Source organism: Terriglobales bacterium (genome assembly GCA_035543055.1).
Lineage (GTDB): Bacteria > Acidobacteriota > Terriglobia > Terriglobales > Acidobacteriaceae > JAIQFD01.
Map to the genome: position 1 here is coordinate 1 of DATKKJ010000015.1, position 12585 is coordinate 12585.

At 63.4% G+C, this 12585-nt stretch carries 14 protein-coding genes; 9 read left to right on the forward strand and 5 right to left on the reverse strand.

The features are described from left to right. Together VMS96_00910 and leuS are read left to right on the forward strand one after the other, a co-directional pair. Positions 1–991: deoxyribonuclease IV (locus VMS96_00910; protein HVP41956.1), on the forward strand; the 991-nt coding region annotated here is incomplete at its 5' end. Between the two features lie 136 nt (positions 992–1127). Continuing rightward, the gene (gene leuS / locus VMS96_00915) at positions 1128–3734 is read left to right on the forward strand and encodes a leucine--tRNA ligase (GenBank protein HVP41957.1); all 2607 of its coding nucleotides are present in this window, start codon (positions 1128–1130) and stop codon (positions 3732–3734) included. Positions 3735–3837: 103 nt separating this feature from the next. Here leuS and VMS96_00920 read toward each other — a convergent pair whose 3' ends face one another. Beyond that, a complete protein-coding gene (locus tag VMS96_00920; protein ID HVP41958.1) occupies positions 3838–4362 on the reverse strand; it encodes a hypothetical protein in 525 nt (174 codons plus the stop codon). 301 nt (positions 4363–4663) lie between these two features. Here VMS96_00920 and VMS96_00925 point away from each other — a divergent pair, with 301 nt between their 5' ends. Beyond that, a complete protein-coding gene (locus VMS96_00925; GenBank protein ID HVP41959.1) occupies positions 4664–4843 on the forward strand; it encodes a hypothetical protein in 180 nt (59 codons plus the stop codon). Positions 4844–4926: 83 nt separating this feature from the next. On the opposite strand, the gene pyrF is transcribed toward VMS96_00925, so the two are convergent. From pyrF to VMS96_00945, 4 genes are all read right to left on the reverse strand, one after another. Further along, on the reverse strand, positions 4927–5649 hold the full coding sequence (gene pyrF, locus VMS96_00930) for an orotidine-5'-phosphate decarboxylase (protein ID HVP41960.1): 723 nt from the start codon (positions 5647–5649) through the stop codon (positions 4927–4929). Positions 5650–5745: 96 nt separating this feature from the next. Then, entirely contained in the window at positions 5746–6210 is a 465-nt protein-coding gene (locus VMS96_00935) for a septal ring lytic transglycosylase RlpA family protein (protein HVP41961.1), read from the reverse strand. A gap of 297 nt (positions 6211–6507) precedes the next feature. Then, on the reverse strand, positions 6508–7356 hold the full coding sequence (gene thiD / locus VMS96_00940) for a bifunctional hydroxymethylpyrimidine kinase/phosphomethylpyrimidine kinase (protein ID HVP41962.1): 849 nt from the start codon (positions 7354–7356) through the stop codon (positions 6508–6510). A gap of 59 nt (positions 7357–7415) precedes the next feature. Continuing rightward, positions 7416–7670 carry a hypothetical protein gene (locus VMS96_00945; GenBank protein HVP41963.1) on the reverse strand — a complete coding sequence of 85 codons (255 nt, stop codon included), beginning with the start codon at positions 7668–7670 and terminating at the stop codon, positions 7416–7418. Positions 7671–8050: 380 nt separating this feature from the next. Here VMS96_00945 and VMS96_00950 point away from each other — a divergent pair, with 380 nt between their 5' ends. From VMS96_00950 to VMS96_00975, 6 genes are all read left to right on the forward strand, one after another. Further along, on the forward strand, positions 8051–9298 hold the full coding sequence (locus tag VMS96_00950; protein HVP41964.1) for a tetratricopeptide repeat protein: 1248 nt from the start codon (positions 8051–8053) through the stop codon (positions 9296–9298). 66 nt (positions 9299–9364) lie between these two features. After that, positions 9365–9676: a PspC domain-containing protein gene (locus VMS96_00955; GenBank protein ID HVP41965.1), complete on the forward strand. Its 312-nt coding sequence runs from the start codon at positions 9365–9367 to the stop codon at positions 9674–9676. Positions 9677–9911: 235 nt separating this feature from the next. Next, on the forward strand, positions 9912–10085 hold the full coding sequence (locus VMS96_00960) for a hypothetical protein (GenBank protein ID HVP41966.1): 174 nt from the start codon (positions 9912–9914) through the stop codon (positions 10083–10085). 235 nt (positions 10086–10320) lie between these two features. Then, complete coding sequence (locus VMS96_00965) at positions 10321–11154, forward strand: putative Ig domain-containing protein (protein HVP41967.1); 834 nt, start codon at positions 10321–10323, stop codon at positions 11152–11154. 64 nt (positions 11155–11218) lie between these two features. Beyond that, complete coding sequence (locus VMS96_00970) at positions 11219–12013, forward strand: alpha/beta hydrolase (GenBank protein HVP41968.1); 795 nt, start codon at positions 11219–11221, stop codon at positions 12011–12013. 92 nt (positions 12014–12105) lie between these two features. Beyond that, positions 12106–12513, forward strand: coding sequence for a hypothetical protein (locus tag VMS96_00975; protein ID HVP41969.1), 408 nt, complete (start codon positions 12106–12108; stop codon positions 12511–12513). Positions 12514–12585: the final 72 nt, after the last annotated feature.

Here is a 12585-nt window from a genome sequence, read left to right on the forward strand (position 1 = left end):
CATGCCCCGCTCCATGGCCCAAGAGCAGACGGACATCCTCAAACAGCCGCCGCCCAAACATCCGCCTAAGCTGACCTCACGGCGCATCGGCATTCACACCTCGACGGCGGGCGGGACGGCCACCGCCGCGGAGCGTGCCTATCGCCTCGGCTGCAACACGTTTCAGATCTTTTCTTCCAGCCCGCGGCGGTGGAAGCCGTACGAGTTGGGCGGACAGCAGTGCGAGCAGATGAGTCGGCTGCGCGCCAGGTACGGCCTGAACCCGCTGGTGGTCCACGCCGGCTACCTGCTGAACCTGGGCAGCAGCAACGAGCACTTCTATGCCCGCACTATTGCCAGCTTCTGCGGCGAGCTGGAGCGCGCGCTGGCGTTGCGCGCGGAATACCTGGTCGTGCATCCTGGGTCGTTCCGCGGGATCAGCCGGGAAGAAGGACTGGCGCGGGCCGCTCACGCCATCAGCCAGGCCAGCAAAGGACTCGACCTGGCCAAGGGCGGGCTCACCGTCCTGATCGAGAACACCGCCGGCGCCGAATTCTCGCTGGGCGGCAGCTTCGAGCAGGTGGCGGCGCTGGTGGGCGTGCTGCGCGGGATCATCCCCGTCGCTGCCTGCATCGACACCTGCCACACCCATGTCGCTGGCTACGACATGGTCTCCGAGGAGGGCTACCGGATGACGATGCAGGAGATCGATTCGACCATCGGTCTGAAGAACGTCCCTGTCTGGCACTGCAATGACGCCAAGGCCGCGTTTGGCTCCAAGCTCGACCGGCACCAGCACATCGGGCAGGGAACCATCGGACTGGAGCCGTTCCGCCGCCTGCTGAACGATCCGCGGACCAAGCACGCCGCCTTCATCGCCGAAACGCCGATTGACCATCCTGGCGACGACCGGCGGAACATGGAAGCGCTGAAGGCGCTCGTTGAGAAGTCTTCACCGCCGAGATCGCAGAGAACGCCGAGAAAAAATCAGGCCTTAGATCTTCGCGGATGAACATAGATCGGAACTCAACCGCGCCCATCCCTGGCCTTTGTTTTTCTCCGCGTCCTCCGCGTCCTCTGCGGTTAATTCTTCTGCCGTTGTAAAATCACGGTTTATCCCCATGCCCGAAACGAAGTCTGAGAAACCGATGTCTACCGAGCCGCGCGACGAGCGCTACGACGTGCAGGCGGTCGAGCAGAAGTGGTCGGCGCGCTGGCAGTCCGATGCCAAGCTGTATGCCGCCGAGCCCGCCACCAGCAAGCGCAAGAAGTACTACGTGCTGGAGATGCTTCCCTATCCCTCGGGTGAGCTGCACATGGGACACGTCCGCAACTACGCCATCGGTGACGCCCTGGCGCGCTACATGTGGATGAACGGCTACAACGTGCTCCATCCCATGGGCTGGGATTCCTTCGGCCTGCCGGCGGAGAACGCCGCCATCAAGAACAACACCCCGCCCAAGGAGTGGACGCTGCGCAACATCGCCCACATGAAGCGGCAGATGATGCGCCTGGGTTTCGCCTACGACTGGTCCACCGAGATCACCACCTGCCTGCCGGACTATTACCGCTGGAACCAGTGGTTCTTCCTCAAGATGTACGAGCGCGGCCTGGCCTACCGCAAGAAGAGCAAGGTGAACTGGTGTCCCAAGTGCGCCACTGTGCTGGCCAACGAGCAGGTGGCGGGCGGCTTCTGCTGGCGTCACGAAGACACCGCGGTGGAGCAGCGCGAACTGGAACAGTGGGCGTTGCGCATCACCAATTACGCCGACGAACTGCTGCGCGACATCGAGAAGCTGGAGCACTGGCCGGAAAAAGTGCGGGTCATGCAGCGCAACTGGATCGGGCGCAGCGAGGGCGCGCTGGTGGACTTCAAGCTCGACGGCCCCGCGGGCAAGGCCGGGGACAAGATCACCGTCTTCACCACCCGCGTGGACACCATCTTCGGGGCCACCTCGGTGCAGCTCGCGCCGGAGCACCCCATCGTCGCCGACCTGACCGCCAACGATCCCGAGCTGCGCGCCAAGGTCGAAGACCTGGTGGCCGAGCAGCGCGACGCACGAGACAGCGACAAGATCGGCGAACTGGAGAAGCACGGCGTCTTCACTGGCCGCAACGCCATCAACCCCTTCAACCGGGAGAAGGTCCCGATCTGGGTGGCGAACTACATCCTGATGGAGTACGGCACCGGCGCGATCATGTCGGTGCCGGCGCACGACGAGCGCGATCACGAGTTCGCCCAGAAATACGGCCTCGAGATCCGCGTGGTCATCCTGCCGCGCCGGACCGGGGAGCCACCTCCTCCCGGCGAGGAAGAGGAGCCGGTGCTCCCCTTCACCCGCACCGACAGCCTGCTCATCAACTCCGGACCGTACAACCAGATGGCGTGCGAAGAAGCCATGAAGAAGATGGCCGCCGACGCGGAGAAGGGCGGCTTCGGCAAGGCCGCGGTCACTTACCGGCTGAAGGACTGGGGCATCTCGCGCCAGCGCTACTGGGGCACGCCGATTCCCATGGTGTATTGCGCGAAGGACGGCATCGTGGCCGTGCCGGAAAAGGACCTGCCGGTGGTGCTGCCGGAGAACGTGGACATCGCCGCTCCGGGGGGCTCGCCGCTGTCGCACGTGCCCGAGTTCGTGAACGTGAAGTGTCCAAAATGCGGCGGCGCCGCGCGGCGCGAGACCGACACCATGGACACCTTCATCGATTCGTCCTGGTACTTCTACCGCTACACCGACGCGCACAACGACCGGGGACCGTTCGATCCAAAGGTTGCCGGCTACTGGTTCACCGTCGACCAGTACATCGGCGGGGTGGAGCACGCCATCCTGCACCTCATCTACTCGCGCTTCTGGACCAAGGTGATGCGCGACCTCGGACTGGTGAAGAACGCCGAGCCGGTGGAGCGGCTGTTCACCCAGGGCATGGTGATCAAGGACGGCGCCAAGATGTCGAAGTCGAGGGGCAACGTGGTGGCCCCCGATGACATGGTGGCGCGCTATGGCGCCGATGCCACCCGCATGTACACACTCTTCGCCGGGCCTCCGGACGGCGAGCTCGACTGGCAGGACAGCGGGGTGGAAGGCATCTCGCGCTTCATCGGGCGCGTGTATCGCCTGGTGGCACGCTTCGCCGCGCCCGCACATCCGGAGTGGAGAGCGGAAGTCCCGGCGGAGGGCCAGCTCTTCCCGGACGAGAAGAAGCTGCTGCGCAAGCTGCACCAGACCATCCGCCGGGTGAGCGACGACTTCGGCGGGCGCTGGCACTTCAACACCTCAATCTCCGCCGTCATGGAGCTGGTGAACGAGGTCGGCCCGGCGTTGGAAGCGGCAACGCCCGCCGGACAGGCCAAGCTCGAACCCGCGCCCATGGCGCGCACCGGATTCATCACCCGGCCGGAGATCGTCCGGACGCCGGTGCAGCGCGCGCTCATGCGCAACCTTCTCTTGTTGCTGGCGCCCTTCGCCCCTTACCTGGCGCACGAACTCTGGGAGCGGATCGGAGAGAGCACCAACCTGCTCCGAGAAGCCTGGCCGCAGCACGATCCCAAGCTCGCCGCGGAAGAGGAGATCGAGATCGTTGCCCAGGTCAATGGCAAGATCCGGGGGCGGATCACCGTGCCCGCCGGCACCGGGGAAGAGCGGCTGCGCGAGCTGGCCCTGGCCGACGAGAAGGTCAAGTCCTGGATCGCCGGCAAACAGCCGGTGAAAGTCATCGTGGTGCCGAACAAGCTGGTGAATGTGGTGGTGAAGTAGGCGGCGGACCACGGCGTTTATCGGGACAGGAGCTAGAAGGCGCTGAAATGCTGATCACGAGCGAGGGAAAGCGCACACTTCTGCTAAGACGATTCATCAACAGTTAAGCCCAGTCCACTGAATACACCGCAAATATTCGGTATGGACCCGGCTCGGATTCATTAAATGCTCCGTTGCCTACGTGCATTTTGGCGTCATCGAAGCAGTCAAAAAGACAATGGGTATTTGTGTGAAGATCTCTTGCCAGACTATTGCACGAAAGGCCAGAACACTCTGGTGACGTTCTAGCGCTGAAAGTAACTACGTCGAAACCTTCGAGGCGCTTCTTGGGAGGAGAAACCACATTGGTCGGAAGCGATACTTCTTGGGAAAACGCCTGCCAGCTTTCGCCGTCAAATTCCATTTCATAGACTTCGTAGTAAAAGAGCGACGTTCCTTCAAGGGGAATCGAGTGCTCCGTTGCTATGCTCTTTATGATTTCGGGCGAGTCGAAAAACCAATAGCCATTGTGCTTCCAGTAGGGAATGTAGTCAGCGAAATCTTCCGACTGGCAGTTGCTTACGGAATAGATGTCGATGACGTGGGGTGCTGGCAGCCAGGCGGGCTTCTTGCGCACACGTTTTGCCATGTAGCCAACCGGGATCATACTCGTCGTAGTCTAACGCACACACCCGACTCAACGTCGTTGACGATGACAGTTCTGATCACAGGTGTGCGCTTCTTTCTTCGCTTGTGAACAGCACCTGCCCCCAAGAAATGCCAAGAGGATAGTTTCAGCGGCTTCTAGCGCCAAGCCCGCGCGTGGCGTTTGTCTGCGCCGCGCTGCGGCTGATAAAATCAAAGCGGCGAGTAGTTCTTACCGAAAGTTCTTACTCCCGGTTCCAATCTCATCCCGCACTGGTCGGGAGAATCCTGTCAGGAGAGTTTGCATGGCGAAGATTGCCAAGACGGCTGACCGCAAGAAAGTGATGGACACCAAGATCTCGACCGATTGTCCGAAGTGCGGCAAGCCCACGCGGATCGTGAAGCGGTTGAAGGATCGCGACCGGGGCGTGCCCGGCGGGATCTACATCTCGTGTTCGGCCTGCGAGTTCTACGAAAAGCTCTAGCCCGCAAGAAGAAGCATCGAAGAACGCAGAACGAAGATTGCAGAAGTCGAAGATGTTACTCCTGTAATCTGACTTCTGCGTTCTTACTTGTTCGTGGCCTTCCCGCCAGCGGCTTCGATCTGCTTCAGGATGGCCCGTACCGCTCGCGCCGGGTCCTTGGCTTCCGTGATCGGCCTTCCCACGACCAGGTAAGTGGCGCCATTGCGGATCGCATCGGCCGGGGTCGCCACCCGCGCCTGGTCGCCGGGGTCCGAACCCGCCGGACGCACGCCAGGGGTGACGATGGCGAACCCCGCCCCCAGCATCTCGCGGAGTTTCCTGGCTTCCTGCGGCGACGCCACCACTCCCCGGCACCCGTTGTCGTGGGCCAATCCCGCCAGGCGCAGGACCTGGTCGGCCGCGTGCCCGAGAACTCCGATCTCCTGCATCTCCCGGTCGCCCAAGCTGGTCAACACGGTCACTGCCAGCACCAGCGGCGGGGTTCTTGCCTGTTTGGCCGCGTCGGCGGCCGCACGCAGCATCTTGGCCCCCCCGGAGGCGTGGACCGTCAGCATGCTGACCCCCAGGCCGGCCGCAGAGCGCACCGCCGCGGCGACCGTGTTGGGGATGTCGTGGAACTTGAGGTCGAGGAAGACATGGCGCCCGGAGGTGACCAGGTCGCGAACGATGGCTGGTCCCTCGGCCAGGAAGAGCTGTTTGCCGACCTTGAAGGTGGTTGCCGCCTTGCCCACCGCTTCGACGATCCTCTTCGCTTCGGCGGCGGTAGAGACGTCCAGAGCGACGATCAGGCGGTCGCGCGCTTCCATTCCTCAGCAGTGTACACGACCGTTCCCGCGCGACCGCACTTCCCGGGAAAGCAAAAGGCCCGCGCGTGCACGCGGGCCCTCAACCCCCTGGAAACGTTATCGGACGGGAACCGGCCGGCTGACGGCAACTTCCGTCGGCTGGGCCGGGAGCAGATCCAAGCGAACCTTTTCGATGCCCTTGGCCCGGAATTCCAGCATCTGGGCCGCTCCATAGGAGAGGTCGATGATGCGGTTGGTCGGGACCGGCCCGCGGTCGTTGACGCGGACGATGAGCCACCGGCCATTCCGCATATTGGTGACCTTGACCCAGGTCCCGAGCGGCAGCTGGCGATGGGCAGCGGTGAACTGGAACATGTCGTAGGCTTCACCGCTGGCGGTGGTCTTCCCGTGGAACTGCTTGCCATACCAGGAGGCTTTGCCCACCTGGTAAGGCTTGGGTGCGGCGTTCTCCGCGCTGGGGGTGTTGGCTGGAGACCTCGTGGAGCTATTGCTGGCGGGTGCCGCCCCCAAGGTGGCGACCAGCAACAGAATCGCCAAGGTGAAGGGTAGTACTCGTCGCATTCAGTTACCTCTCAGTCCTCAGTAGTCATCCTCCCCTACCACGTAATCCTAAAATGCTATGGGGAAGGATTCGCCAGAGTCAACTCCAATGTTTGTCACCGCTTTGTTTTCAAGCGCTTACGTGACAAGAAAGACGGCAAATCGGAGTCTGAAAGGCGCGCTTTTTCTTAGATGCGACGAGCCCGAGGCGGGTGAACGGTAGGGAAAATCTAAGAAGAGCTAATAGAATCAACAGGTTGCAAGATCCATAAAGCTAAGTCATTGAAATCATTGGAATTATCGTAGTTCCTAGCGGCGTTACCGATGTACGGGTTCCACGAATTCGGCAGCTGGGCGCGGGGTCTCCTCCATGCGATAGAGGTGATTCAGGGGACCGGGCCCTTTGCCCAATGGATAGCCTTTGGCGATGGCCTTGGTGACGTAAACCTTGGCCATGATGACGGCATCTTCCAATTGCCTACCCAGGGCCAAGTTACAAGCTACCGCTGTGGCAAACGCGCAACCCGTTCCGTGGGTTGAAGTGGAACGCAGCAGGTTGGAGCCGAATTCGGTCTGCTTGGGCGGGCCTTGGGCCTGCTTGATGCTCAAGAGGTCTATGGCCTTCTCCAGGTGCCCCCCGGTCACCACCACGTTGGCCGCCCCCATGTCGTGCAGTTTGAGGGCGGCGACCTTCATCTGCTCCAGGTTGGTCACCGGGACCCCGCTCAGTGCGGCCGCTTCCTCGATGTTGGGCGTCAGGACGTGGGCGAGGGGGATCAGGGACCGCAGCTTCTCCGGACCGTGGTTGTTCAGAAGCTTGGCTCCGGAGGTGGACTTCAGGATCGGGTCCAGCACCACGTTGGGGGGCTTCACGGAACCCAGGAAATTCCCCACCGCGTCGACCACCTCGCCGTTGCCCAGCATGCCGATGCGCACCGCGGAGATCGAGATGTCGTTGGCCAGTTCGCGGAGCATCTCCGCGATCAGCTTGCCGGAGACGGGCTCGACTTTTCGCACGCCCTGCGTGGACTGCACGGTCAGCGCGGTGATGCACCCCAGCCCGTAACAGCCGTGCGCGCCAATGGTCTTGATGTCAGCGGAAACCCCGGCGCCCGAGGAAGGATCGAAGCCGGCAATGCTCAAAATGACTGGGGGCGTCGGGGGCATTCAGCGCAATGTACGGCAAGTCACGCGCCGGGAAAAGAGTTTTTTGCAGGTGGCCGAAATTATTTTTGGGCGCCAGCCGCCTTGAGCAGCAGACCGGCGACGAAGGCTGCGATGGCCGCAAGCAGCCATTCCACCCGCCACAGTTGTACCGCCTGCCAATCCAGCACCGTTGTTGCCGAGTAGACCAGACCGGTGAGGACCGCGGCCAAGACACAGGCAATGCCGATCACAAAGGCTGCCAGCCAGGCCGTGCTCAATCCCACCGCCTGCCGGATCCGCGACCACTCCAGGTACTTGCCGAGTAGGAAACGCATGCGGGACAGCTGTGGCTGCCGCGACCCTCCGCAGAGGTGACAGAAGCGCGACCCGGCCACAAACTCAGCGCCACAGCGCTCGCAGACTTCGGCTTGCGCCTGGGGCCCTCGATGTTGGGATTCCTGCACTGGGGGGCGCCAGAACTCGTCTCTGCCCGTCACATCTCGCGCTGTATTAGCCATGGTTACCTCCAGGATAGGAAAGCGCAAGTCGGCTGCCAGAACCGTGCCTCCTTAAGCCTCTCTAGAACAGCCATTTAGCGATCGCCGGGAAGAAAATACAGGGGTAAGAATTACGTGACCGGGGAAGAAAACGCGCCCGGCTGGCGGCTTTTGAGCAGCCTGCCGTTACTCAGGTAAACTGCGGAATCGCCTTATCCATGAAAGCCTATGTGGGGGCCGGAGCGAAGCTAGTTCTCGGGAGCACTCTTCTGGTGTGTTTCCTCGGGGGCGCGGTCGGACCCCCGGCCACAGCCGCAGATTCGGCCCGCAAGATCACCGACTCGCCCGCGGAAGCCGACCCTCTGACCCGCACCGGGTTCGAGCATTTCTACAATCTCGAATACGACGCCGCCGTTGCCGACTTCGAGAAGGCCGCCAAGGCGCACCCCGACGATCCCTTCGCCGTCAACCATCTGCTCAACGCCGTACTCTTCCGCGAGCTCTACCGGGTGGGCGCGCTCGACACCAGCCTCTACTCCAGCAACAGCTTCGTCACCAAGAAGAAATTCGACTTTGACCCCAGGGTGAAGGACCGGGTCGCTGAACTGATGGCGCGGGCTTTCACTCTGTCGGAACAGCGTCAGAAGGCGGATCCCAAGGACGTCCAGGCTCTCTACACGCGCGGCATCACCCGCGGGATGCGCGCCACTTACCTGGCGCTGGTGGAGAAAGCCTGGTTCGCCGCTCTGCGCAGCGCCATCGCCGCCCGGCACGACCACGAAAAAGTCCTGGAGATGGAGCCCGATTTCGCCGACGCCAAGACCATCGTCGGCGTACATAACTACGTGGCCGGCAGCCTGCCGTGGGCGATCAAGGTCGCGGTCTCGGTGGTCGGCTTGACCGGCTCCAAGCAGAAGGGCTTGCAGTATCTTTCTGCGGCGGCCGAGGGCGGAGGCGAGACCGCCCCCGACGCCAAGATCACCCTGGCGCTCTTTCTCCGCCGCGAGCAGCGCTTCGACGATGCTCTCAGGGTGGTGCGGACGCTCACCGCCGTCTATCCCCGCAACTCCCTCTTCGCCATCGAGGAGGGCAACATCCTCAACGCCGGCGGACACGGCATGGAGGCGATCGCGGTCTTCCGGGCGGTCCTGGAAAAAGGGAAGAAGGGCTATTACAAGGACCCGCACCTCGAGCTGGCCGCCTTTACCCTGGGCGAGGCCCTGCGCGGCCAGAGGTTCTACAAGGAGGCAGCGGAGGCCTACGAAACGGTCCGCACCTTTCCCCATCGCGATCCCGAGTTGTTGCAGAAGGCCGACCTGGCCGCCGGCCAGATGCACGACTTGCAGCAGGAGCGCGAGCAGGCTGTGGCGGACTACAACGCCGTCATCGCCGCTGACAGCAGCTCGCCCGAGGCCCAGCAGGCCCGCCGCTTCCTCCGCCAGCCTTACCGGCTTTCCTCCCCCTAGCGACCCGCTCTTGCCCGGGGAACTTTTCCGCCGTGGTTGCCGTATCCTCACCCAGGGAGGCCTGCCATGTACTGCAACTACTGCGGCAAGGTGATCCAGGACGACGCCCATGTCTGTGCCTACTGCGGCAAGCGAGTGGGAGCGGTACTGGCCCGCAAGCGCCTGGTGCGCCCGCGTGAGGGGCGCAAGATCGCCGGCGTCTGCCTCAGCTTGGCGGAGTACTTCGACCTCGACGTCAGCCTGATCCGGCTGCTGTGGGTGCTGGCGGTGATCTTCGGTGGTACCGGCCTGCTCGCCTACATCGTGGGCTGGATCGTGATCCCCGACGAGCCCCAGCCGGAGTCGCAGCCAGCCGGGCACCAGGTCACCAATCCGTAATGCTCGTCATTCCGGACGCAACCAGCGCCCGCGAGCCCGCCCGAGGTGAGCCGAAGGGCGCGTGCGTCTGTCACTGCCACCTGTGACCGTTCTCACAACATTTCGAGCGGGTTTGGTCCATCGTGGGCTTGTTCGCGGCGCCAGAAGGGGGAGCGACATGCCCGGGACCCAACCGACTCGCTGGTCTCACAGCGACCGTTCCACTGCCCGGCCCGCTTGTCGTCACTGCGAGGGCTTGATCCGTCACGAGCGTTGGTGCCCGACCCGCAATCTCCAGGTCGCTTACGCCTACCAGGTGCTCGCCGATCCCTCACGTCTCTCCCTGCGCGACCAGCTCATCCTGCACGCCCTGGGAGTGACTTGGAACGGTCCTTTGCGGGAGGAGACTACCAAGAACCGTATGCCTTAGGCACAGGCCTGGCGCCAAGCCGTGGATTCGCGGGTGCCAGTCAACCCTCTGCTTGCCAAACCGATGCGTCACTGGATGTTCATACACTTGTAGCAAGAACGTGTCCGAGGGTCAGTACGCTATTGAAGGCGGGCCGATGCCTGAGTAGTCTGGAGGCAGACCGCAATCATAAGCATCGGCAGCCCGACCAAGACCGCCGGTGTGGGGTCGAGCCCAATACAGGAGCCTATGGATTTTGCTGCGCATTCTTGCGTTTCTTCTCCTTGCCGCCGCGGGTACAGTGGCCGCGACCGTCCCAACCGTCACCCTCACGTCACCGCTCAACGGCTGTAACACCTGTGGCCCGCAGGTCACGCTCGCAGCGACCGCGAACTTCGCTCCGATCCAGTGGCAGGTACAGCTGGACGGCCTGTTGGTCTATTCGGTCAGCAGCACCAGCACGAGCTTCAGCAAGACCATCACCACCAGCCTCGGCGTGTGGCACACCATCACCGTCTCGGCGATCGTGGGGGGCGCGGTCCCGGTGGCGTACTCAGCCGGTCCGATCCAGGTGTACGCGCCGGCGCCGCTGGTCATCACTACGACCAGCCTGCCGCAGGCCTACACCAACATCCAGTATTCGGCGCAATTCACGGCCACGGGAGGGACCAGGCCCTACACCTGGTCGCTTCCTGCGGGCAGTCTGCCTCCCGGCCTGACCATGGCCGCGACCACCGGCGTCGTGTCCGGCAAGGCGACCCAGGCGGGCTCGTACAGCTTCGACGTTCAGGTCACCGACAGCCTCGGCCTCAAGACCCTGGTCAAGGTGGGCACCGGCTTTCCCCTCGCGATGATCGTGCACAACAGTGCCATCAAGCTGTCTTGGATCTATACCAGCGCCGTTGACCGGTTCAATGTGTACCGCAGCACGGTTTCCGGGGGGCCGTACTCTCTGCTCGGCGCAACCGCCGCGTTGAGCTACACCGATAAGACCTTCGTGCCGGGAAAGACCTACTACTTTGTGGTCACCGCGGTGATCAGCGGAGCCGAGTCCGTGCATTCGGGCGAGATTATGGCCGTGACCAAATGATCCGCCGATGCCGGAGGCGGGCGGCGATGGCTGACCGCTGAGGCCTCGTCTACAATCCCTCACCATGCGCCTTATCTCCGACGACGCCGAGATCCAGTACGAGGTCATGGGAGACGGCCCGCCGGTCCTTCTGCTGCATCCCTTTCCCGCGAACCACCGGCTCTGCGCGCCGGTGGCCGACATGCTGGCCTCGCGCTACCGCGTCATCCTCCCCGACCTGCGCGGGCACGGCGACTCCACTCCCGGGCGGGGCCCGGCCACCATGGAGAAGCATGCCGCGGACCTGCTGCGCCTGTGCGACGCCGAGCGCGTGGGGCGCGGTGTCTTCATCGGCGTCTCCATCGGCGGCTACGCCCTGTTCGAATTCTGGCGCCGGCATCGAGTGCGGGTTGCCGGACTCGTCTTCTGCAACACCAAGGCCGCGCCCGATAGCGACCAGGCGCGCGCCGATCGCCTGCAGTCGGCTGACGAGGTCGAGCAGCATGGCCCGGCTGCCTTCCTCGATTCCATGGCCGGGAAGCTGGTCGGCGTGACCACCCGCACCAATCGTCCCGACCTCCAGGCCGCCGCCCGCAAGCTGATGGCGAAGATGACCGTGGCCGGCATCGCCGCGGTGCAGCGCGGGATGGCTGCCCGCCCCGACTCTCTGCCCACCCTGGCCACCATCGACGTGCCCGCGCTGGTCATCGCCGGAGAAGAGGACATCACGCCTCTGGCCGATCTCCAGGCCATCCAGCAAGGCATCCGCGGCAGCCAGCTCATCGTGATCCCCAAGGCCGGACACTACGCCATCTTCGAGCGTCCCGACGAGGCCGGCCGCGCCGTCCGCAAGTTCCTCGACACGCTGCCGCCGTGGTGAGAAGAAGCAGCTGGTAGTTAGGCCAACATCCTGAACTGAGAAAGAAACTACCAGCTACCAGCTACGAGCCACCAGCTACTACAATGTCTGCCATGTTCGAAACCTTCCTCGTGCCTGAAAAGAGCGTGGTGACCGCCAAGGGCGACGGCGCTGTCGTGGACGCCTCGGCCGCCGCCGGCAAGACCCTGCTGCTCACCCTCACCATCACCCGCATCATCGAGCAGGAATCGCTCGACGTCAGCGTATGGGGCTCACCTGACGGCCAGGACTTCGGCGCCAAACCGCTCCTGGCTTTCCCCCAGAAGTTCTACCGTGCCGAGCATCCCCTCCTGCTTGATCTCTCGGCGAACCCCGGCATCAAGTTTCTGCGCGCGCATTGGGAGGTGGGCCGCTGGGGACGCGGCTCCGAGACCCCGATGTTCGAATTTCAACTCAGCGCCCGCGAGGTCCCTGCCGACGTTCTGAAGGAAGCTGGAGCCGAGACGCACCAGCGCGCCTGAACTGCAGGTTTCCGCGTTGCCCGCCATCACATCCAATTCGGTCACCATTCGCCCGGCGCGTAACCTGGCGGG

Excerpts from the sequence above, each read along its gene's own strand:
- leuS (HVP41957.1), top strand. The coding sequence starts at position 1,128 with ATGTCTACCGAGCCGCGCGACGAGCGCTACGACGTGCAGGCGGTCGAG.
- VMS96_00920 (HVP41958.1), bottom strand. The coding sequence starts at position 4,362 with ATGGCAAAACGTGTGCGCAAGAAGCCCGCCTGGCTGCCAGCACCCCAC.
- VMS96_00925 (HVP41959.1), top strand. The coding sequence starts at position 4,664 with ATGGCGAAGATTGCCAAGACGGCTGACCGCAAGAAAGTGATGGACACC.
- pyrF (HVP41960.1), bottom strand. The coding sequence starts at position 5,649 with ATGGAAGCGCGCGACCGCCTGATCGTCGCTCTGGACGTCTCTACCGCC.
- VMS96_00935 (HVP41961.1), bottom strand. The coding sequence starts at position 6,210 with ATGCGACGAGTACTACCCTTCACCTTGGCGATTCTGTTGCTGGTCGCC.
- thiD (HVP41962.1), bottom strand. The coding sequence starts at position 7,356 with ATGCCCCCGACGCCCCCAGTCATTTTGAGCATTGCCGGCTTCGATCCT.
- VMS96_00945 (HVP41963.1), bottom strand. The coding sequence starts at position 7,670 with ATGCGTTTCCTACTCGGCAAGTACCTGGAGTGGTCGCGGATCCGGCAG.
- VMS96_00950 (HVP41964.1), top strand. The coding sequence starts at position 8,051 with ATGAAAGCCTATGTGGGGGCCGGAGCGAAGCTAGTTCTCGGGAGCACT.
- VMS96_00955 (HVP41965.1), top strand. The coding sequence starts at position 9,365 with ATGTACTGCAACTACTGCGGCAAGGTGATCCAGGACGACGCCCATGTC.
- VMS96_00970 (HVP41968.1), top strand. The coding sequence starts at position 11,219 with ATGCGCCTTATCTCCGACGACGCCGAGATCCAGTACGAGGTCATGGGA.
- VMS96_00975 (HVP41969.1), top strand. The coding sequence starts at position 12,106 with ATGTTCGAAACCTTCCTCGTGCCTGAAAAGAGCGTGGTGACCGCCAAG.